This is a genomic window from Sphaerotilus hippei (genome assembly GCF_003201595.1).
Taxonomy (GTDB): Bacteria; Pseudomonadota; Gammaproteobacteria; order Burkholderiales; family Burkholderiaceae_C; genus Sphaerotilus; species Sphaerotilus hippei.
The window spans coordinates 1-20,310 of the sequence record NZ_QJJS01000032.1 but is presented as its reverse complement, the minus strand read 5'-3'; the positions used below and the strand labels follow the sequence as shown (position 1 = coordinate 20,310).

At 72.5% G+C, this 20,310-nt stretch carries 21 protein-coding genes and 2 pseudogenes; 18 read left to right on the top strand and 5 right to left on the bottom strand.

All coding sequences use genetic code 11. From position 1 onward, the window contains the following. Positions 1–86 precede the first annotated feature (86 nt). The 5 genes from C7444_RS19750 (at position 87) to C7444_RS19730 (ending at position 4,844) form a co-directional block, all read left to right on the top strand. A complete protein-coding gene (locus tag C7444_RS19750; RefSeq protein ID WP_110402576.1) occupies positions 87–1,142 on the top strand; it encodes a putative Na+/H+ antiporter in 1,056 nt (351 codons plus the stop codon). Between the two features lie 276 nt (positions 1,143–1,418). After that, positions 1,419–2,024, top strand: coding sequence for a flavoprotein (locus C7444_RS19745; RefSeq protein WP_170130819.1), 606 nt, complete (start codon positions 1,419–1,421; stop codon positions 2,022–2,024). Further along, complete coding sequence (locus tag C7444_RS19740; RefSeq protein ID WP_110402574.1) at positions 2,003–3,463, top strand: DUF6513 domain-containing protein; 1,461 nt, start codon at positions 2,003–2,005, stop codon at positions 3,461–3,463. Before C7444_RS19745 ends, C7444_RS19740 begins: the two co-directional genes overlap by 22 nt. After that, positions 3,456–4,046, top strand: coding sequence for a DUF447 domain-containing protein (locus tag C7444_RS19735; RefSeq protein ID WP_110402573.1), 591 nt, complete (start codon positions 3,456–3,458; stop codon positions 4,044–4,046). Before C7444_RS19740 ends, C7444_RS19735 begins: the two co-directional genes overlap by 8 nt. Positions 4,047–4,055: 9 nt before the next feature. Continuing rightward, positions 4,056–4,844 carry a (5-formylfuran-3-yl)methyl phosphate synthase gene (locus C7444_RS19730; protein ID WP_110402572.1) on the top strand — a complete coding sequence of 263 codons (789 nt, stop codon included), beginning with the start codon at positions 4,056–4,058 and terminating at the stop codon, positions 4,842–4,844. Between the two features lie 20 nt (positions 4,845–4,864). Here C7444_RS19730 and C7444_RS19725 read toward each other — a convergent pair whose 3' ends face one another. Continuing rightward, complete coding sequence (locus C7444_RS19725) at positions 4,865–5,050, bottom strand: hypothetical protein (protein ID WP_110402571.1); 186 nt, start codon at positions 5,048–5,050, stop codon at positions 4,865–4,867. A gap of 96 nt (positions 5,051–5,146) precedes the next feature. On the opposite strand from C7444_RS19725, the gene C7444_RS19720 reads away from it, so the two are divergent. Continuing rightward, positions 5,147–5,719, top strand: coding sequence for a histidine phosphatase family protein (locus C7444_RS19720; protein WP_110402570.1), 573 nt, complete (start codon positions 5,147–5,149; stop codon positions 5,717–5,719). A 17-nt stretch (positions 5,720–5,736) separates the two neighbouring features. Further along, positions 5,737–6,597 carry an amidohydrolase family protein gene (locus C7444_RS19715; RefSeq protein ID WP_110402578.1) on the top strand — a complete coding sequence of 287 codons (861 nt, stop codon included), beginning with the start codon at positions 5,737–5,739 and terminating at the stop codon, positions 6,595–6,597. Between the two features lie 15 nt (positions 6,598–6,612). On the opposite strand, the gene C7444_RS19710 is transcribed toward C7444_RS19715, so the two are convergent. From C7444_RS19710 to C7444_RS19700, 3 genes are read right to left on the bottom strand one after another with little or no spacing between them, the layout of a single operon-like run. Beyond that, a complete protein-coding gene (locus tag C7444_RS19710) occupies positions 6,613–7,209 on the bottom strand; it encodes an amino acid kinase family protein (RefSeq protein ID WP_110402569.1) in 597 nt (198 codons plus the stop codon). A 1-nt stretch (position 7,210) separates the two neighbouring features. Continuing rightward, positions 7,211–8,302 carry a hydantoinase/oxoprolinase family protein gene (locus tag C7444_RS19705; protein ID WP_110402568.1) on the bottom strand — a complete coding sequence of 364 codons (1,092 nt, stop codon included), beginning with the start codon at positions 8,300–8,302 and terminating at the stop codon, positions 7,211–7,213. Beyond that, a complete protein-coding gene (locus C7444_RS19700) occupies positions 8,289–9,254 on the bottom strand; it encodes an ATP-grasp domain-containing protein (protein ID WP_110402567.1) in 966 nt (321 codons plus the stop codon). Before C7444_RS19700 ends, C7444_RS19705 begins: the two co-directional genes overlap by 14 nt. Here C7444_RS19700 and C7444_RS19695 point away from each other — a divergent pair. The 11 genes and pseudogenes from C7444_RS19695 (at position 9,253) to C7444_RS20090 (ending at position 20,037) form a co-directional block, all read left to right on the top strand. Next, complete coding sequence (locus C7444_RS19695; protein ID WP_110402566.1) at positions 9,253–9,999, top strand: HisA/HisF-related TIM barrel protein; 747 nt, start codon at positions 9,253–9,255, stop codon at positions 9,997–9,999. The two genes, C7444_RS19700 and C7444_RS19695, sit on opposite strands and share 2 nt — an antisense overlap. Before the next feature lie 466 nt (positions 10,000–10,465). Further along, positions 10,466–11,890, top strand: a complete 1,425-nt coding sequence (locus C7444_RS19690) for a molybdopterin-binding domain-containing protein (RefSeq protein WP_110402565.1) — start codon at positions 10,466–10,468, stop codon at positions 11,888–11,890. Next, entirely contained in the window at positions 11,887–13,569 is a 1,683-nt protein-coding gene (locus tag C7444_RS19685; RefSeq protein ID WP_110402564.1) for a formylmethanofuran dehydrogenase subunit A, read from the top strand. The genes C7444_RS19690 and C7444_RS19685 overlap by 4 nt, the downstream gene beginning before the upstream one ends. Continuing rightward, the gene (fhcD, locus tag C7444_RS19680; protein WP_110402563.1) at positions 13,566–14,552 is read left to right on the top strand and encodes a formylmethanofuran--tetrahydromethanopterin N-formyltransferase; all 987 of its coding nucleotides are present in this window, start codon (positions 13,566–13,568) and stop codon (positions 14,550–14,552) included. Before C7444_RS19685 ends, fhcD begins: the two co-directional genes overlap by 4 nt. Further along, a complete protein-coding gene (locus C7444_RS19675) occupies positions 14,549–15,475 on the top strand; it encodes a formylmethanofuran dehydrogenase subunit C (RefSeq protein WP_110402562.1) in 927 nt (308 codons plus the stop codon). Before fhcD ends, C7444_RS19675 begins: the two co-directional genes overlap by 4 nt. A gap of 58 nt (positions 15,476–15,533) precedes the next feature. Beyond that, complete coding sequence (gene fae / locus C7444_RS19670) at positions 15,534–16,076, top strand: formaldehyde-activating enzyme (protein WP_110402561.1); 543 nt, start codon at positions 15,534–15,536, stop codon at positions 16,074–16,076. 23 nt (positions 16,077–16,099) lie between these two features. Next, positions 16,100–17,344 (top strand): annotated as a pseudogene (gene pabB / locus C7444_RS19665) (aminodeoxychorismate synthase component I); the annotation flags it as partial. 155 nt (positions 17,345–17,499) lie between these two features. Continuing rightward, positions 17,500–18,168, top strand: coding sequence for an HAD family hydrolase (locus tag C7444_RS19660; protein ID WP_110402577.1), 669 nt, complete (start codon positions 17,500–17,502; stop codon positions 18,166–18,168). A gap of 29 nt (positions 18,169–18,197) precedes the next feature. Continuing rightward, positions 18,198–18,581, top strand: coding sequence for a translation initiation factor Sui1 (locus C7444_RS19655; RefSeq protein WP_110402559.1), 384 nt, complete (start codon positions 18,198–18,200; stop codon positions 18,579–18,581). A 311-nt stretch (positions 18,582–18,892) separates the two neighbouring features. Next, complete coding sequence (locus tag C7444_RS20095; protein ID WP_146219458.1) at positions 18,893–19,417, top strand: DOMON domain-containing protein; 525 nt, start codon at positions 18,893–18,895, stop codon at positions 19,415–19,417. Positions 19,418–19,497: 80 nt separating this feature from the next. Beyond that, positions 19,498–20,037, top strand: coding sequence for a hypothetical protein (locus C7444_RS20090; protein ID WP_170130818.1), 540 nt, complete (start codon positions 19,498–19,500; stop codon positions 20,035–20,037). 29 nt (positions 20,038–20,066) lie between these two features. Here the strand turns inward: C7444_RS20090 and C7444_RS19650 are convergent. Beyond that, a pseudogene (locus tag C7444_RS19650) lies at positions 20,067–20,216 on the bottom strand (IS5/IS1182 family transposase); the annotation flags it as partial. Positions 20,217–20,310 lie beyond the last annotated feature (94 nt).

The window sequence follows — 20,310 nt, the reverse complement described above, 5'->3', positions numbered from 1 at the left end:
GCGGGAATGTGTGGTCGCGGCTGTCGATGCCGCGGCCGCCGAAATAAGCGCAGTCGCGGCATGACTCACGCGGCAACTACCTTGACATGCTCCGGACCGTCGGCAGCACGCAGGCGCTGCACTATGCCGAATCGCGCAACTACACCGAGCCCTTGTTCGTTTTTGTGGTGATGGTGATTGCCGGCTCTCGGCCGGTGCTGACCGTGGTGTTCGGGCTGGTCAACGGCGTGGCGGGCCGGATGCCCATGCGCACGCACCTGGTGACCGCCTGGTCGGGCTTTGCCGCCGTGCCCTTGCTGGGGTCGGTCGTCACTGAGCCGGCCGCCATGACGATCGCTTCACTGCTGCTGGCGCCCCTGGTGTTCCGTCCCGACGTGCCGGAGCGCTTGAAGTACCTGGCGCTGGGGGTGCTGTTCGTCAACGTGTCGATCGGCGGCACCCTCACGTCCTATGCTGCGCCACCCGTGCTGATGGTGGCCAGCACCTGGAACTGGGACAGCGCCTTCATGTTCAGCCACTTCGGCTGGAAAGCCGCATGTGCCGTGCTGGTGAATGCCTCGATCGTGACCTGGCTGCTGCGCACGCACCTGCGCCCGGGATCGAGCGATGGGGCCGTTGACGGGCGGCCGCCCGTGCCCTTGTCGATCACCGTGGTTCACCTGCTGCTGCTGGCCGGTGTCGTGGTGCTGGCCCACCATCCGGTGGCTTTTCTGGGACTGTTTCTGATGTTCCTGGGTTTTTCGCAGGCTTACGAGCGTCATCAGAGCCCATTGCTGATCAAGGAGGCCTTGCTGGTGGCCTTTTTCCTGGCCGGGTTGGTGATCCTGGGCGGGCTGCAGAGCTGGTGGCTGCAGCCGCAGGCACTGTTCTTCGGTTCGCTGGCGCTGACGGCGGTGACGGACAACGCGGCGCTGACCTATCTGGGATCGCTGATCGCCGGCATCTCCGATCCGGCCAAGTACATGCTCGTGGCGGGCGCAGTCGCGGGTGGTGGCTTGACGGTCATCGCCAACGCACCCAACCCGGCCGGCGTGGCGTTGCTGCGCAAGGGCTTTGCCGACGAATCGGTGGGTGCCGGCGGGCTGCTGCTGGGTGCGCTGGCTCCGACCGCCATCGCGGCGCTGGCGTTCCTGTCGTTCTGAACTGGTCGAGGTCGCACCTCAGGCGCCTGGGGCGCGAGCGGCAGGAGGTCCGACAGGCGCGCGTGACACTGTGTCCTGCCGATGGTGCAGCCGGCACCGGACCGTGGCGGGGGGCGCCGGCCGATCGCCCGGGGGGTGTTCACGGGTGCTCGCGGGCCGCTGGTCGGGGGCGGGCGGTCGTGGCGCGGTCGGCGCCGCGGGCCGGCTCAGGGTTGACCAGCAGCCCCCGGGAACGTCGATTGCTGCACCCGGACCATGAGCGCGCATGAACCCCTGATGCCCCTGCCTCCGGCCGAGCCGCAGCCGCTGGGGCCCGACACGCCGGCCCGGTCCCGTTTTGCCTGGTGCATCACCGGCTCGGGCCACTTCCTCGATGAATCGCTGGCGATCGCCGCCCGGCTGCCGCAGGTCGACCTGTTCCTGTCGGCCGCGGCCGAGGAGGTGCTGCCGATCTACCAGCACACGCTCGAGGGGCTGCGCCCGCGCTTTCGCCTCTTCCGCGACAAGACCGCCAGCGCGGTGCCGGTCGGCACGCTCTACACCGACCTCTATCACACGGTGCTGATCGCGCCGGCCACCAGCAACACGGTGGCCAAGTGCGCGCTGGGCCTCAGCGACAGCCTGCCGACCAACATGTTCGCGCAGGCGGGCAAGCTGGGCATCCCGGGCATCGTGTTCGCCTGCGACACCGAGCCGGTGGTGCTGACGCGCGCGCCCCACGCCTGGGTCACGCTGCGCCCGCGCCGCATCGAGCTGGAGAACGTCGAGCGCCTGCGGGCGATCGAGCATTGCCAGGTCGTCCGCTCGCCCGCCGAGCTGGAACAGGCGCTCGACCGGCGCCTCCACGAACTGGCGCTGTCATGGACCACCTCGTCTTCCTGACCGGCCGGCTGGCCCAGCCTGCCCTCGAGCGGGTGCTCGAGGGCATGGCGACGAGCGAAGGCGAGCGGCCCTTCAGCTGGGAGGTGCGCGAGATCGGCGTGCAGGTGGCCGCGCTGATGACGGCCGACCTGATCCGCCGCCGCGTCCCGGCGCCGCTGCGGGCCGACCGGCTGATCGTGCCCGGGCGCTGCCGCGGCGACCTGGCCGCGCTGGGCGAGCACTACGGCCTGCCGGTCGAACGTGGCCCCGAGGAGCTGAAGGACCTGCCGCACCACTTCCAGCGGGCCGCCCGTCCGGTCGATTTCAGCGCCCGCGAGGTGGCGATCTTCGCCGAGATCGTCGATGCGCCGCGGCTGTCGGTCCCGGCCATCGTCGAGCGGGCGCGCACGCTGGTGGCCGACGGGGCCGACGTGATCGACCTGGGCGGCCTGCCCGCCACGCCGTTCCCGCAGCTCGAGGCCGCCGTGCAGGCGCTGAAGGCCGAAGGCTGGCGGGTCAGCGTCGACAGCCAGGACCCCGGCGAGCTGCTGCGTGGCGGGCGGGCCGGCGCCGACTACCTGCTCAGCCTGACGCTGGACACGCTCTGGATCGCCGACGAGGTGCGCAGCACCCCGGTGCTGATCCCGCGCGAGCCGGCCGACACCGAGTCGCTGGCGCAGGCGATCGAGGCGATGCAGGCGCGGGGCCGGCCCTTCCTGGCCGACGCCATCCTCGACCCGATCCCCTTCGGCTTCACCGCGTCGCTGGTGCGCTACCACACGCTGCGCCAGCGTTTTCCGGACGTGTCGATCATGATGGGCGTGGGCAACCTGACCGAGCTGGTCGAGGCCGACACCTCGGGCATCAACGCGCTGCTGCTGGGCATCGCCGCCGAGCTGCGGGTGGCCGCCGTGCTGACCACCCAGGTCAGCGCCCACGCGCGCCGGGCGGTGCGCGAGGCCGACGTGGCCCGCCGGCTGATGCACGCGGCCGCGCACCACCGGACCCTGCCCAAGGGCCTGGGCGGTGAGCTCGGCAGCCACCTGGCCACCGTGCACGAGCGCCATCCGCACCCGGACACGCCCGAGGAGATCGCCGCCACCGCGGCGCAGGTGCGCGACCCGAACTTCCGCATCCAGGTCAGCGCGGCGGGCCTGCATGTCTACAACCGCGACGGCCATCGCCTGGCGGGTGACGCGCTGTCGCTCTGGCCGCAGCTGGGCCTGGCGCACGACGGTGGCCACGCCTTCTACATGGGCGTGGAGCTGGCGCGGGCCGAGATCGCCTTCCAGCTCGGCAAGCGTTACGTGCAGGACCAGCCGCTGCACTGGGGCGTGGCCTGGAGCCCGCCGGCGGCCGCCACCGACGCCTGGTGCGCGCCCGGCACCACCCGCATCCCCCGCCAGTCCGCGCCACCCCGCACCGCGGGGGGCGACCGCCAGGAGCCCCGCGATGAATGACGTCATCCACGAGACCGTGCTCACCACCGTCGACCGCCACGGTCGGCCCCATGTCGCGCCGATGGGCGTGCGCTACCCCGCGCCCGGTCAGGTGCTGCTGATGCCCTTCAAGCCGTCCAGGACGCTGGAGAACCTGCTCGAGACCCGCCATGCCGCGCTGAACATCGTCACCGACACCCGCGTCTTCGCCGGCTGCGTCACCGGCCGCCGCACCTGGGCGGTGGTGCCGATGAGCGAGCTGCCGGGCGTGCGCCTGGCCTGTGCGCTGCGTCACCTCGAGCTGCACCTGGGCGAGGTCGCCGACGACCCGCAGCGCCCGGTGCTGCGCCTGGGCGTGCGCGCCGACCTGACCCATGCCCCCTTCGACGGCCTGAACCGGGCCCAGGCCGCGGTGATCGAGGCGGCCGTGCTGGTCAGCCGCCTGCACCTGCTGCCGCGGGCCAAGGTCGATGCCGAGATGGCCTACCTGCGCATCGCCATCGACAAGACCGCCAGCGCGGCCGAGCACGAGGCCTGGGGCTGGCTGGAGGAGGCGATCGCCCGCCACCGCGCCGCCCCGTCCACCCAATCCCAGGCCGCCTGATCGCCCGCCATGAAGATCCTCGTCAGCGTCCGCGACGCCGAAGAAGCCCGGATCGCCGCCCGTGCCGGGGTGGATCTCATCGACCTGAAGGAGCCGTCGCGTGGCGCCCTGGGCGGCCTGCCGCCCGAGGCGATCGCCTCGATCACGGCCCTGCTGCGCCGCATCGCGCCGGCCACGCCGGTCAGCGCGACCATCGGCGACTGGCCCGCCGACGCGCTGGAGGCCATCACGCGGCAGGTCCGTGCGGTGGCCGCCTGCGGCGTCGACTACGTCAAGGTCGGCGTGCTGCCGGGGCCGTGCAGCCGCGCGCTGATCGCCCGGCTGGGCGAGCTGCAGGCCGGCGGGCTGGCGCTGGTGCCAGTCTTCATCGCCGACCACGGCCTGCCCGACGCGCTGGTGGGCCAGGCGCTGGCGCATCGTTTTCCGGCGCTGATGCTCGACACCCAGGACAAGCGGGCCGGCAGCCTGATGGACGTGACCGGTGCCGACGAGCGGGCCGGTTTTGTCGCCCGGGTGCAGGCGGGCGGCGCGCTGGCCGGCCTGTCCGGCGCGCTGCGGCTGCACCACCTGGCGCGGCTGGGCGAGGCGGGGCCGGACTTCGCGGGTTTCCGGTCCGTCGTCTGCCGGCAGGACCGGGCCGCGACGCTGGAGGCGTCCCGCCTGGCCGACCTGATCGCGGCGGTGGCCGCCACCCGGCGCCCGGGCCGCCGCCTCGAGCGGGCGCAGATGCCGATGCCGCAGTCACCCGGGCCGGTGCCGGGCGTCGGCGGGCACGCCACCCTCGACGCCGTGTGCTGACGGGGGGAGACCCGCGCGGCTCAGGGCGAGCGTTCGTCCATCTCGACGTCCATCAGCACGCTCGCCAGTTCCAGCGCCCGCCACAGGTGGGGCGGCATCTCCAGGATCTTCTCCGGCGTCTTGGCCCAGCGGGTCCAGGCGCGGATGTCCGAGTGCTGCGCGGGGGTCAGCAGGTGCAGGGAGAGCATGTCGTCGAGCGTCTGCATGGGGTCTCCATCGGGGCGGTGAGGGGGTGCCACCGGTGCGCACACTATCTCACAGGGTGAGCGTATTCTCGGCGTCCCGATTCCGCGCACCCGCCCATGAAGCTCTACCTGGCACGCCACGGCGAAACCGACCTCAACATCGACGACCGTTACCAGGGCAGCAGCGATGCGCCGCTGAACGCGCGCGGCCGGGCCCAGGCCGAGGCGCTGGCCGCCGCGCTGCCCCCGGACATCACCCGCATCGTCGCCTCGCCGCTGCAGCGGGCGCGCCAGACCGCCGAGCCGGTCGCCCGGGCCCGCGGCCTGCCGGTGCAGCTGATGGCGGCGCTGCGCGAGAAGGACTTCGGCGTCTTCGACGGCCTGACGCCGGCCGAGGTCGCCGAGCGCCACCCGGTGCCCTGGGCCGAGGGGGTGCTGACGTCCTGGGATCGGCCCCCGCCCGGCGGCGAGAGCACCCGCGCGGTGGTGCAGCGGGTCTCGGCCGCGCTGGACGAGCTGCGCCGGCTGCCCGACGACGAGGTGCTGCTGCTGGTGGTGCACGGCTTCGTCGTGCGGGCGCTGCGCTTCGTGCTCGACGGCCTGGACGAGGCCGACTTCTTCGTCGCGCCGAGGCTGGAGAATGCGGCCTTCCTGGTGCGTGAGCTGCCTCGGGGCAGGGGGGATCGATGATGGCGATGGAGACGGGCATGGAGAAGGACAAGGACAAGGACCAGCGCGAGGGCCCCGGCGTGTCGCCCAAGGTCGACTGCCATGTGCATGTGCTGGATCCGCAGCGCTTCCCGTATGCGGCCGACACCTTCTACCGGCCCGAAGGCGGCGAGATCGGCACCGCCGTGCAGCTGGGCCACGTGCTCGAGGCCCACGGCGTGCGCCATGCGCTGATCGTCGGGCCGAACTCGGGCTACGGCCTGGACAACCGCTGCCTGCTCGACGCGCTGGCCCAGGGGGCGGGGCGCTACAAGGGCATCGCCGTCGTGCCCAACGACGCCAGCGGCCAGCAGCTGCAGGACCTGCAGGCGGCGGGGGTGGTCGGCGTGGCCTTCAACGTGGCGCTGCAGGGCGTGGCCTTCTACCGCGACATCGGCCCGCTGCTCGAGCGCCTGCGCGAGCTGGGCCTGTGGGCCCAGGTCCAGGTGCAGGCCGACCAGCTGGTCGAGCTGAGCCCGCTGCTGCAGGACAGCGGTGCGCGCCTGCTGTTCGACCACGGCGGCCGCCCCGACCCCCGGGCCGGCCTCGGCCAGCCCGGATTTGCCACGCTGCTGGCGCTGGCCGGCACCGGGCGGGCGGTGGTCAAGCTGTCGGGTCATGCCAAGCATTCGGCCTTGCCCCATCCGCACGACGACCTGCGGCCTTACGTGCAGGCGCTGCTCGAGGCCTACACGCCGCAGTCGCTGGTCTGGGCGTCGGACTGGCCCTTCCTGCGCTCGCCCGCCCGCATCGACTACGGCCCGCTGCAGGCGCTGCTGAGCCGCTGGTTGCCCGACGAGGCGGCCCGCCGCGCGATCGAGTGGGACACGCCGCGGCGCCTGTTCGGCTGGACCGACTGACGGCCGCTGCTCGCCTCAGCGGTCGGCCATCCGGGTGTCGCCCAGCAGCAGCGAGCGCACCTGCTGGTGGGCGTCGCAGTCGATCACGTCGATCGGGAAGGCCGCGTGGTGGGCCAGCTGCGCGAAGTGGAGGTCCAGCACGCCCTGGTCGACCAGCTCCTGGGCCGACGCGTTGCCGACCTCGCAGCGCTTGACCACCACCAGCCGCTCGGCATTGAGGTGGCGCGCCAGCGCCAGCGCGATGCTGTCGCTGGTGACGTCCCAGTTGGTGGTCTCGTCGGCGGTCTGGCGCAGCAGCACCAGCGGCGCCCACAGCGCGGTGCGCCCCAGGCGCAGCACCCGCACGATGTCGACCTCGGCGCAGACGATCTGCAGCCCGGGCTGCAGCGCCTGCATCAGGTAGGCGTTCTGCGCCATCGCCAGGATGGCCATGTTGTGCGCGGGCAGGTCGTCGAAGGCCCAGTGCGACTGCAGGCGCCGCACCTCGTCGGCCAGGCCGCCGCCGCCGGGGACGATGACCACCCGCCCGCTGCCCAGGCCGGCGAGCAGTTCCAGCCAGGCGGGCAGGGCGGGATCGGTGCTGAGGCTGCCGCCGAGTTTGACGACCCACATGTCAGCGGTGCTCCAGGTCGTAGAGCGCGGCCACGGCCACGCTGGGCGCGCAGACCTGGGCCCAGGCGCGCACGCCGTCGGCCGGCGGATCGTCGCCGGGCACGCGGGCGAGGCGCTGCCCGTAGCGCAGCAGCCGCACCGGCGGCGCGTGCGGGCCGCGGGCCGTGTCCAGCAGGTCGGGCACGAGGAAGTCGCCACAGCCTGCGCTGACCACCTGCAGCCCGTGGGCCGGCAGCGCGGCCTGCTGCAGCACCCGCTGCAGCGAGGCGGCGAGGGCGCCCACCTGCGCGCTGCGCCAGGCCCGGGCGAAGGCCAGCCACTGTGCCTCGCCGGCCTCGCGCACGTCGCAGCCGACCATGCGCGCCAGCCGCTGGCGGGTGGCGTGCGGGGTCTTGGCCCCACCGTCGGCGGCGGGGTGCAGGTCGTGGGCCGCGTCGAGCTCGCCGGTCAGGCGGTAGACATCGGCGCTGGTGGCGAACAGCTCGTTCATCACGTTGAGCGCCTGGCCCTGCAGCTCGATGCGCGAGGCCAGCGCGCACAGCGGCGTGCGCACCGCGCCGTGGTAGGCCAGCTCGCCGCTGGCCAGGCGGTCGCGGTCGCTGCGGCTGCGGGTCTGCACCCGGCCGTCCTGGAAGGTGATCAGGTCGGTGGTGGTGCTGCCGATGTCCACCAGCAGGCCGGTGCCGAGCTCGGCCGCGCAGTGCTGCGCGGTGGCCAGCCAGTTGGCCGAGGCGATCAGCGGCCAGTGGGCGGCCGCCCCTTCCGGCGCGACCCAGCGGCCCGGTCCGGCATAGACCCGCAGCGGTCCGGGCAGCTGCGCCTGCAGCGTGCGCACGAGGGTGTCGACGCCGGCCTGCCGGTCGGGGAAGAGGTCGGTCATCTCGCCGGTCATCGTCACCGCGTGCACCGCCTCCAGCGCCTGCGGCCAGCGCCGCCGGGCCTGGCCGAGCGCGGCGACGAGGTGCTCCAGCCCCTGCCACAGCGGGCAGGCCCACTGCACGACGTCCCGCACCCGCCCGTCCACCAGCAGGCAGGCCTTCAGGTGGGCCCCGCCGATGTCCCAGCCGACCACCTGGAACTCACGCGCCGACATGATCGACCTCCGGATGCAGCGCCAGGATCTCGGCAGCCAGCGAGCGCTCCAGCGCGCGCGACATGCCCACGTAGGCGCAGCTCACGCGGGGATTGACCTCGATGGCCACCGGCCCGGCCGTCTCGTGCCAGACCAGGTCGATGCCGACGAAGCCGCGCAGGCCGGGCAGGGCGGTCGCCACCTGCCGCGCCAGCTGCTGCACCGGCGCCCAGCGAGCATCCCCCGGGCCGAACTGGCCGATGCGCACGCCGTCGAAGCCCACCCGCCCATCCGAGCCGATCACCACCTGCTGGCGGTTCAGGCTCAGCAGCTCGGCGCTGCCGGCCGCACACAGCAGCGAGGCGCTCATCGCCTCGCCTTCCACCCAGGGCTGCAGCGTCACCGTCGCGCCCCGCTGCAGGCGCTGGCGGGCTTCGGCCTCGGCCTGGGGCCAGTCGCCGAAGACCTGGGTGTCGACCGCTCCGGCGCCGTCGTCGGGCTTGACCACCCAGCGGCGGGCCACGCGCTCGAAGGCCGTGTCCAGCGCGGTCCGTGCGCCACGGGCCTGCAGGCACCGCAGCGACAGCGTCTTGCTCGAGGCCAGTCGCAGCGCCTCGGCCCCGCAGCCGATCCAGCGGGCGGCGCCGACCACCTCGTGGCAGCGCTGCAGCAGCCCGCCGGTCTCGGGGGCGACGACCCAGACCCGGTCGTGGCGTGGCGCCTGGGTGGCGAGGAAGTCCAGCGTGGCCTGGCCCGCGGGCACCGGACAGTCCCGGGCGCGGCCGACGTGGCCCACCGCCAGCGCGGCGCCGGCGCAGGTGGCGGCGCTGACCGACCAGGCGCCGTCGAGCGCCAGCAGATCCCCTACCATCGCGTCGCGCATCGAGCGGCCCAGCGGCATCAGCGCCGCTTCGGCCGCATGGCCGACCAGGCCGCCCGCGCTGACGAACTCACAGACCAGGATGCTTTTCATGGGTGCTCCAGCAACGTTCGGACCGGCACGGCCGATTCCGGTGATCGACCTGCGCCACGGTCAGGTGGTACATGCCGTGCGGGGTCAGCGCGCGAGCTACCGGCCGGTGCGCTCGCAGCGCTGCGAGGGCAGCGATCCGGTCGAGGTGGCGCGGGCGCTGGTGCGCCATGTCGCGGCCACCGAGCTGTACGTGGCCGACCTCGACGCGCTGCAGGGCGGCGAGGTCCAGCTCGACGTGCTGCAGGCGCTGGTCGCGGCGCTGCCGGGCCTGCGGCTGTGGCTGGACGGCGGCTGGAGCGGGCCCGCCGCGCTGCAGGCCTTCTGGCAGCGGCTCGACGCCACGACCGCGGCGGCCCTCGATCCGGTGCTGGCCAGCGAGGCATTGCAGGACGAGGCCGCGCTGCGCGCCTGCCTGGCGCCCGGCCAGCCCTGGTCCGGCCGGGCCCTGCTGTCGCTTGACCGCCGTGACGGCCGGCCCCTGGATCCTGCCGGCTGCTGGCAGCGGCCCGAGCTGTGGCCCGCGCGGCTGGTCGTCATGACGCTCGAGCGGGTCGGCGCCGACCTGGGGCCTGACCTCGACACGCTGGCCGAGGTGCGCCGGCGTGCGCCGCAGGCCACGCTGATCGGCGCCGGCGGCCTGCGCGGCCCGCACGACCTGCAGGCCGCCGCGCAGGCCGGCGCCCGGGCGTGGCTGGTGGCCAGTGCGCTGCACGACGGTCGCCTGCCGGCGACGGCCCGCGCCTGAACGGCGAGGCCCGCCTGCGGCCGGCGTGGTCGGACCGGTGGGGGATCGCGGGCGCAGGGCGGACCCGGGCGGCAGGGACGGCAAGGACGACATGCAGGCCTGCAAAACAGGTTTCATGCCACGGCGACGGGAAGGCGGCCCGCGTCTGCCCTCCGGGTCGGGATCGGGGCTCGGCCGCCCCCGCGGCCCCGGGTAGACCCTGAACCGGCGTGCGGTCCGGGCCGCCGACAGGCTCGGCCGGCGCCGGCCCCGAGGGTGTTCCCGCGGTCCGGCGACCCGGCGGGCGGAGCCGGTGCCCGCCGGGCGCCTGGCGCTCCGGGCCGGCCGGTGAGCCGGCGAGACACTTTGCCGCGGCGCCCCGGCGCCGAAACGCCACACACTGTGGCAAGGCTGGCGCTGCCTGGCGGGCGGGCCGGCCCGGACCCCGCGGCCGCGGATGGCACAACGATTGCCTTCCGCTGGGGCCATGAGCTCCCTCCGCCGCCTCGAGCCCGAGGTTCCGCCCCGATCGTCCCGTGCCGCGTCGACGCCGGCCCCGACGGACTCGGTCGCCCCGACCGCCGATGCGGCGGTCTGGACCTGCCCCTACTGCCCGCTGCTGTGCGACACCGCCCGGGTGCGCTGCGGCGCGTCGGCGCAGGACGCGCCGCCGGTGCTGGACGGCCTGGACTGCCCGCTGGCCGTGGCGGCGCTGGCCGACGCGTGGCACGGGGTGGCGCCGGACGCCTCCCCCCCGGGTGACGGCCGCGGCGGGCCGTCGCCCCGCCTCGACGGCCAGCCGCTGCCGTGGCCCGAGGCGCTGGCGCTGGCCGCCCGCTGGCTGGACGCCGCCCGCCAGCCGCTGCTGGGCGGGCTGGGCACCGACGTCGCCGGCATGCGCACGCTCTACCGGCTGGCCTGCGCCACCGGCGCGATCAGCGATGCCGCAGCGGGCGAGGCGCTGAGCCAGGGCCTGCGCGCCCACCAGGACCGCGGCGGCTACACCACCACGCTGGCCGAGGTGCGTGAGCGTGCCGACCTGATCGTGCTGGTGGGCAGCTGGGCGCCGCAGCGTGCGCCGCTGCTGCTGCCGCGCCTGATCGACGGCCGGGACGAGCCGCCGGTGCTGGTGCTGCTGGGCGACGAGGGCGGGCCACCACCGGGCACCGTGCGGGTCGGCGAGCGGGAGCTGCCGCTGCTGCACGTGCCGCTGGCCGGCGACCTGTTCGACACGCTGGCGCATCTGCTCCTGCTGCTGGGCGACCGGCCGGGCGCCGCGGCTGCGGCACCGGCGCCGCTGGTGCCGCTGGCGACCCGAATGGCCGCGGCGGCCAGCGTGGTGCTGGTCTGGGAGCCGTCCCGGCTCGGCCCGCACGCCGGCCTGCTGATCGAGCGGCTGCAGCTGCTGATCGGGCGGCTCAACCGGCGTGGCCACGCCGCCGGCCTGCCCATCAGCGGCGGTCATGGCGCGATGACCGCGCAGTATGTGCACGCCTGGCTGTCGGGCCTGCCCCTGCGCACCCGCGTCGGCCCGCTCGGGCTGGAGCACGACCCGCTGCGCTACGACGCCCACCGCCTGATCGCCGCCGGCGAGACCGACCTGCTGCTGTGGGTCGACAGCTGGCGGGCCGCGCCGGTGCCGACGCATCCGGGCCTGCGGCGCATCGTGCTGGGCGTGCCGGCGCAGGCCGCGCGGCTGGCCGGGGCGCCCGGCACGCTGTTCCTGCCGGTGGCCACGCCGGGGCTGGAGACCGGCGGCCACCTGTTCCGCGCCGACAGCTCGGTGCTGCTGCCGCTGCACCCGGTGCCGGGCTGGCCCGGGCGAGGGCTGCGCCCGGTGGCCGCGGTGGTGACGGCGCTGCTCGAGCGGCTGGCCCCGCCCGCCGTCGTGCAGCCGGGGGGCGCCGCATGAGCACGATCCGACTGCGCGGCGGCCGGCTGCACGATCCGCTGAACGGCCTCGACGGCGTGCCGGGCGACCTCGGCATCCGCGACGGCCGCATCGCCGTGCTGCACCCGGACGAGCCGGTGGACGAGCAGCACGACGTGTCGGGCTGCGTCGTGATGGCCGGGGGCATCGACCTGCACACCCACATCGGCGGGGGCAAGATGAACCTGGCCCGCCTGCTGCTGCCCGAGGACCACCGCGCGGGCGTCAACCCCTGCGGGCGGCCCGGCCAGGCGCTGGAGCTCGACGCCTGCGGCCACGTCACGCCTGGCACGCTCGCCACCGGCTACCGTTACGTGCAGATGGGCTACACCGCGGCCTTCGAGCCGGCGATGCTGGCCTGCAACGCCCGCCACACCCACATGGAGATGGGCGACACGCCCATCCTCGACCACGGCGCCTACGTGATGCTCGGCAACGACGAGCTCTTCCTGCAGATGCTGGCCGAAGGCGCCCACCCCGACCAGATCCGCGACCTGATCGGCTGGACGCTGCACGCCACCAAGGCCATGGGCGTGAAGGTGGTCAACCCCGGTGGCATCTCGGCCTTCAAGTTCAACCAGCGCCGGCTCGACGTCGACGAGGCGCATGCGCACTGGCGGGTCACGCCGCGCCAGATCGTGCAGTCGCTGGCGCGCGGGCTGCAGGCGCTGGGCGTGCCGCACCCGCTGCACATCCACGGCAGCAACCTGGGCGTGGCCGGCAACATCCGCTCGACGCTGGAGACGATCGACGCGCTCGAGGGCCTGCCCGCCCACCTGACCCATGTGCAGTTCCACGCCTACGGCACCGAGGGGCCGAAGAAGTTCTCGTCGGCGGCGCTGACGCTGGCCGAGGCGGTCAACGCCCGGCCGCAGCTCAGCGTCGACGTCGGCCAGATCATCTTCGGCCAGACCGTCACCGCCTCGGGCGACACCATGCGCCAGCACGCCAACGCCGGGCTGGCCAGCCCGCGCAAGTCGGCGTTCGCCGACATCGAGTGCGAGGCCGGCTGCGGCCTGGTGCCTTTCCGCTACCGCGAGGCCAGCTACGTCAACGCGCTGCAGTGGGCCGTCGGCCTCGAGACCTTCCTGCTGGTGCGCGACCCCTGGCAGGTGGTGCTGACGACCGACCACCCCAACGGCGGCCCGTTCACCAGCTACCCGCACCTGATCCGCCTGCTGATGGACCGCGGCTTCCGCGAGGAGCAGCTCGCGAAGCTGCACCCCGACGTCGCCCAGCACAGCGCGCTGCGCTCCATCACCCGGGAGCTGACGCTGCAGGAGATCACCATCATGACGCGCGCCGCACCCGCCCGGCTGCTCGGCCTGCGCGACCGCGGCCACCTGGGCGAGGGCGCGGCGGCCGACATCGCCGTCTACCGCGACCACCCCGACCGCGAGCACATGTTCACCACCCCCGAGCTGGTCTTCAAGGACGGCCTGCTGGTGTCGCGCGCCGGGCGCATCACCGCCGTGCCGGTGGGCGGCACGCACTTCGTCGAGCCCGACTACGACCGGGCGGTCGAGAAGACGCTGCGGCGGCGCCACGCCCGTTTCGGCTCGGTCAACCCCGCGCACGTGGCCATCGGCCACGACGAGCTCTGCGAGTGCGGCCATGGCGGGCGGCTGCTGCCCGCCGCGTGCTTCGAGGGCACGACATGAGCGCCGGCGCGACCTCCGCCCCGGACGCCGCGGCCAGCGCCGCACCGCGGGTGCACAACGGCGTGTGCATCGACGACAGCTTCGCCGAGGCCTTCCCGATGAAGGCGACCCGGCTGCTGATCACCGCCCACCGCCTGGAGTGGGCCCGCCACGCGGCGGTCGCGGCCACCGGCTTGGCCACCTCGGTGATCGCCTGCGGCTGCGAGGCCGGCATCGAGCGGGAGCTGGCGGCGCACGAGACCCCCGACGGCCGGCCCGGCATCGCCGTGCTGCTGTTCGCGATGAGCGGCAAGGAGCTGGCCCGGCAGATCGAGCGCCGGGTCGGCCAGTGCGTGCTGACCTGTCCGACCACCGCGGTGTTCGCCGGCCTGGACGAGGGCGAGGCGGTGCCGCTGGGCCGCAACCTGCGCTTCTTCGGCGACGGCTGGCAGACCTCGAAGGTGATCGGTGGCGTGCGCTACTGGCGCGTGCCGGTGATGGACGGCGAGTTCGTCGCCCAGGAGAGCACGCCGCTGGTCCAGGGCGTGGGCGGGGGCAACCTGCTGCTGCTGGCCCGCGACACCGACTCGGCGCTGGCCGCGGCCGAAGCCGCGGTGGCCGCGATGCGCCGCCTGCCCGACGTGATCCTGCCGTTCCCGGGCGGGGTGGTGCGTTCGGGCTCCAAGGTCGGCAGCCGGTACGCCGGGCTGATGGCCTCGACCAACGACGCCTTCTGCCCGTCGCTGTGGGGCGTCACCCGGCGCAGCGAGCTCGACGCCCGGGTGCGCTGCGTGATGGAGATCGTCATCGACGGCCTGAGCGAGGCCGCGGTCGCCGAGGCCATGCGGGCCGGCCTGCAGGCCGGCATCGAGCGCGGCGAGGCGGGTGGCCTGCTGCGCATCTCCGCCGGCAACTACGGCGGCAAGCTCGGGCCCTTCCATTTCCACCTGCACCGGCTGGCCCCGCCCGCGCCGCGGCCCCCGGGCGACGAGGGGTCGGCATGAGCAGCCACCGACTGATGCTGCGCCAGCGACCCGCGCTGCGCCTGGACCTGCGCGGCGTGCGGCCCGCCACGCTGGCCACGCTGAGCCTGGCCGAGATCGAGCGCCTGCCGCTGCCCTGCGGCCGCCATTTCACGCCGCTGGCCGAGTGGTTCACCGTCGAGCGCCTGGGCGAGTCCGAGGCCGCGGCGCTGATCGCGGCGGCCGGGCCGGCCGACGGGCCGCCACCGGCCGGCCCGCTGCTGGCGCTGGCCGGTGACCTCAGCCAGGTCGACCAGGTCGGCTGGCAGCTCGACGGCGGCACGCTGACCGTCGACGGCCCGGTGGGCCAGGGCGTGGGCGGCGCGATGCAGGCCGGCTGCCTGCGGGTGCGCGGCAGCGCCGGTGCGCTCGCCGGGGTCGAGATGAGCGGCGGCGAGCTGCACATCGAAGGCGATGTCGGCGACTACGCCGCCGCCACGCTGCCCGGCAGCATGGACGGCATGCGCGGCGGCCTGCTGCTGGTGCAGGGCCGGGCCGGCGACCGCTTCGCCGACCGCATGCGCCGCGGCACCGCGATCGTGCTGGGGGATGCGGGCGACTTCTTCGCCTCGCGGCTGGTGGCCGGCACGCTGGTGCTGGGCGGGCGCTGCGGCCGCCATCCGGCCCACGGCCTGCGCCGCGGCAGCCTGGTGTTCGCCTCGCCCGAGCCGGCGCCCGGGCCGGTCGGGCCCCCCACCTTCGTGCCGGTGCACGGCGACGCCGGCGTGTTCTGGCAGCTGCTGGCGCGTGACCTGGCGCGCATCGCCCGCACGGCCGGGCCGCCGCCCGGCGCCGCGGCGGCCGCCGCCCTGGCGACGCTGGCCGGGCTGCCGCACCGCACGCCGCGGCGCTTCGTCGGCGACCTGTCGGTCGACGGCCAGGGCGAGCTGCTCTTCGTGGCCTGAGCGGCGTGCCGCCTGCCGGGCCTTCTCCCACCCCCGAGTCCCTCCGAGGAACCCACCGATGACGCTGTCCACGCTGCCCTACACCTTCCACGCCGGCGAGGCCACCGTGCTGGCCGCCGAAGGCCAGTTCACCGACGCGATGCCCGAGATCCTGATCGGCCGCATCGACGGCCCGGTCGGGCAGGCCTTCGCCAGCATGATGGCGCAGAGCAAGGGCCACACCGCGATGTTCGCCATCCGCGCCTGCAACCAGCTCGTGCGCCCGGCCACCATCACCGTGCCCAAGGTCACGCTCAAGGACATGGCCAACATCGAGCTCTTCGGCGGCGTGGTGCAGAGCGCCACCGCCGACGCGGTGGTCGACTGCCTGATCGACGGCACGATCCCGAAGGCGCTGGCCAACGAGCTGTGCATCATCAGCCTGGTGTGGATCGACCCGCGCTGCGCCACCGATCCGAACCTCGACAAGAAGGACATGTACCGCACCAACCACGAGGCCACCCGGCTGGCGATCCGCCGCGCGCTGGCCCACGAGCCGACGGTCGACGAGCTGATCGCCAACCGCCACCGGATCCGCCACGACATGGACGACTGGAGCTGATCCGTCGCCCGCAGGAGCCCGCCATGGACACCGCGCCCGCCGCCGTCTTCGCCCTGCTCGACGACTGCCACGCCACGCCCGGGCGCCCGTGCAGCCGGCTCTACACCGGCTTCGTGCGCGAGCACCGCTGCAGCGATCCGGCCACGCTCGAGGCCGTCTGGGCCGCCGCGCGCGCCGACCAGCGCGACGGCCTGCACGCGCTGCTGCTGGCCGACTACGAGTGGGGCGCCAAGCTGCTGCGCGCCGGCCATGCGGGCCTGCGGGAAGGCGAGGGCGAGGCGTCGAGCCTGCGTCTGCTGATGTTCCGCTCGCTGGAGCGGCTGTCGGCCGACCAGGCCGGCGCCTGGCTGGCCGCGCAGGACCACGGCCGCCCCGAGCCCAGCCCCGCCGCGCTCGGCGAGCTGGCCGCCAGCGTGCGGCGCGACGAGTTCCGCGAGGCCATCGCCGCGGTGCACGAGGCCATCCGCGCCGGCGAGACCTACCAGATCAACTACACCTACCGCCTGGACGGCCGCGTGCAGGCCGAACCCGCCGCGCTCTACCGCCGCCTGCGCGCGCGCCAGCCGGTGGCCTACGGCGCCTTCATCGCCCTGCCGCCTGACGGCTCGGGCCGGCAGCGCCACGTGCTGTCGTGTTCGCCCGAGCTCTTCCTGCGCCACCGGGCCGGCCGCCTCCAGGCCATGCCGATGAAAGGCACGGCCGCGCGCCAGCCCGTGCCCGAAGGCGACAGCGAATCGGCCCGCCTGCTGTCGCTCGACGTGAAGAACCGGGCCGAGAACCTGATGATCGTCGACCTGCTGCGCAACGACCTGGGCCGCATCGCCCGCACCGGCTCGGTCCGCGTGCCGGCGCTGTTCGCGGTCGAGTCCTACCGCACCGTGCTGCAGATGACCTCGACCGTCGAGGCCGAGCTGCGCCCCGGGCTCGACCTGCCCGAGGTGCTGCGCGCCACCTTCCCCTGCGGCTCCATCACCGGCGCGCCCAAGCACCACACCATGGAGCTGATCGCCACGCTCGAGAGCACCCCGCGCGGCCTCTACTGCGGCGCCATCGGCTGGATCGACGCCCCCGCTGCCGATGCCCCCGTCACCTGCGGCGACTTCTGCCTGTCGGTGGCCATCCGCACCATCGATCTCGGCGCCGCCGCGGCCGACGGCGCGCGCCCGATGCGCCTGGGCGTGGGCGCGGGCATCGTGCTCGACAGCATCGCCGAGGACGAGTTCGACGAATGTGCGCTCAAGGCCCGCTTCGTCACCGGCCTGACCCCGTCGGGGGCGGCGGCCGCCAGCGCCGGCTCGGCCACCTCCGTGCCCGTGCTGGGCCACCGCCACGCCCGCCCGCCCGCACCGCCCACCGGCCTGTGGCCGCTCGACGACATGGCCTGCGGCTGGGCGCCCGAACCCGCTGCGGCATGATCGAGCCCATGCAGCTCGCGCTCTTCGACCTCGACCACACGCTGATCCCCTTCGACACCGGCATGGCCTGGACCGACTTCCTGATCGGCCAGGGCGTGCTCGACGACACGGCCCGGCAGACCTACCTCGACCACTGCCACCAGTACGTCGCCGGCACGCTCGACCTGCACGCCATGCACCGCTCCAGCGTCGGGCCGCTGCGCCACGTGCCCCCGCCGCGCCTGGCCGGCTGGCTCGACACCTTCCGCGACCAGCTGCAGACCCGCCTGCCCGCGGCCACCCGCGCGCTGGTGGCCTCCCACCACCAGCGGGGCGACCTCTGCGCCATCGTCACCGCCACGCCCCGTTTCCTGGCCCGCCCGCTGGCCGAGCTCTTCGGCGTGCCCCACCTGCTGGCCACCGGCTCGGCCACCGACGCCGCCGGCCACCTCACCGGCGAGATCGACGGCCCGCCGTGTTTCCGCGCCCACAAGATCGAGCACGTGCAGCGCTGGCTCGACGGCCTCGGTCACGGCCTGGCCAGCTTCGAGCGCTCCTGGTTCTACTCCGACTCCGCCAGCGACCTGCCGCTGCTGCAGGCCGTCAGCCACCCCGTGGCCGTGCGCCCCGACGCCCGCCTGCGCGCCCACGCCCTGGCCCACGGCTGGCCCGTGCTCGAACCCGCCCCCGACGCCTGAGCCGGCGCGGTCGCCGTTATCCTGCGCCCATGAACCGCAGCAAGACCTCCACCGGCCTCTCGGGCCTCTCCGCCCTGGTGTATTCCACCGACACCGGCCGCATCTGCCCCGACTGCAGCCAGCCCGTCGCCTCGTGCACCTGCAAGTCCATCCCGGTCGTCTCCACCTCGTCGGACGGCGTCGTGCGTGTCTCCCGCGAAACCAAGGGCCGCGCCGGCAAGGGCGTCACCCTCGTCAAGGGCCTCGGCCTCGAAGGCGACGCCCTCACCACCCTCGCCAAGGCCCTCAAGGCCGCCTGCGGCAGCGGCGGCACCGTCAAGGACGGCATCGTCGAAGTCCAGGGCGACCACTGCGACAAGGTCATCGCCTACCTGCAGGGCAAAGGCTGGAAAGTCAAACGCGCCGGCGGCTGACCGTGACGCAGTGCATGGACACCTGAGCGGGTCCTGCGTAGTCTCCCCATAAATAGAAAAACTGCCCAGACCGCCCACGCGGGGCCCGGGCCACAGGGAGTCCGCACCACCATGAGCCGCACCGCCGCGTGTCCGCCCACGTCCTCGCACAGGAGGACGCTCCCATCCCCGAACTCCCGTGACGGTCCGCCTGGCTGGCGGAGGCGCCGTCGCGCGGGTGGATGATGGCTATGTCGAGTTTTATCGATTGGTTGGCCGGATTTTTGTGATGGGCCTTGATTGATGCTTTGAGCTGCAAAAGGATTCTGATCATGAATGCAGGAATTTCTTGTTCTGTGATGGCGGCTTTGATTCTGCTGGTGTCGGAATCGTTTGCTGGGCCCGTCCTGTCGTCGAAGGCGCATCCAAAAGTATTTTGTGAAATGGCTGCTGATCTGGGGTATCCATCGCGCGGCTACAAAGAGCGCACAGGTGGTTGTGCCAGCGATATGGTTGATGTAACACCCGCTCCTGGTCGGAGTGGGCTTAAAAATAACCTTGCTTTTTACTCAATGGGGGCGTTCGATGAGCCATCTAGGTTGCAAAGGGTGTCTCTCATTCTGAACGTCAATAATGTGAATCAAAAATCAATGGCTCTGGCTGAGTTGGTGCGTGTCGCCAGTAGCTTGTCTGTCAAGCTTGTTGGGATAATTCCAGTTGGGTTTGCTGGTGTTTTGGGTAATGCGGGGTCTAAGACTTGGAGTGTCGGGGAGTGGACTGTTGAGGTGAAGTCGTCCGTTTGGCCCACGGGGCAGGGGCAAGATACAACTGTTTATTTTCGGCCGGCGGTAGAGTGATTTTTTGATGAGGGTGGGGTTGGTGGCGAGGGTCTGGTTTGTGGCGTTTTGTGTAAAGCTGGGGCGTGATGATGGCTATTATGGCTTTTAGGAAATTGATTGCCGTTGCTGCGGTTGCGATTTTTTCGGGTTGTGCGACCAATTATGCGGTTGCTCCTCCTGGGGAGGTTTCTAGGGCGATCGAAATCAAGGATTCTTCGTTTGATGCAAATATAACCTACACTGGGCCGCAGGTTGGTTCCGAGACAAGAAGGGGTATATTTGTTGATTATGAAACCGTTCAACTTGTTGCCATGAAAAGCAAGAAGACGGGGGTGGTTGCTTACATGGTTTATGCGAGCGTGCTGTATTCTTTCGATTGGCGATTTTATGGTTCTGCGAGTTTCCAGGATGGAAAACAAGTTGATGTAAGGGTCATGGATAGGCAGGTTAATTCATGCAGCCCTAGCATTGGGTGTATTCACACGGAGTCGGTTGTTTTCTTGGTTGATCTTGATAGATTGAAGAGCGGTGGTGATCTTGTTTTTAGATTGAATTCAAAGGGTGCCGCTGAGAATATAATAAAAATTCCCAGAAGTTATATTGATGGTTTTCTTGGTGGCGTGCCTGTGACGCGTTGATTGATTTTTGGGGTTTGTTTTGTAGCATGTTATGAACTTCCTCCTGAAGCCAGCAACGCTGCGGCCTTGGGGGGCATGAGGATGGCGAAAACGACGAAATGCAAGCTTGCCAGCACCTGCGGCAGGCGCTCAAAATCGCGGCTGAGCCGTCGAAACCGCTACAGCCACCCGAAGCTGCGCTAGAGCGTGTTATGAACTTTCCCCCGGGCCGTGGTGGGCCAGAGCTAGCCTGAAATCGTGACCAGAAAACCCTACCCGAGCGACATCAGCGAA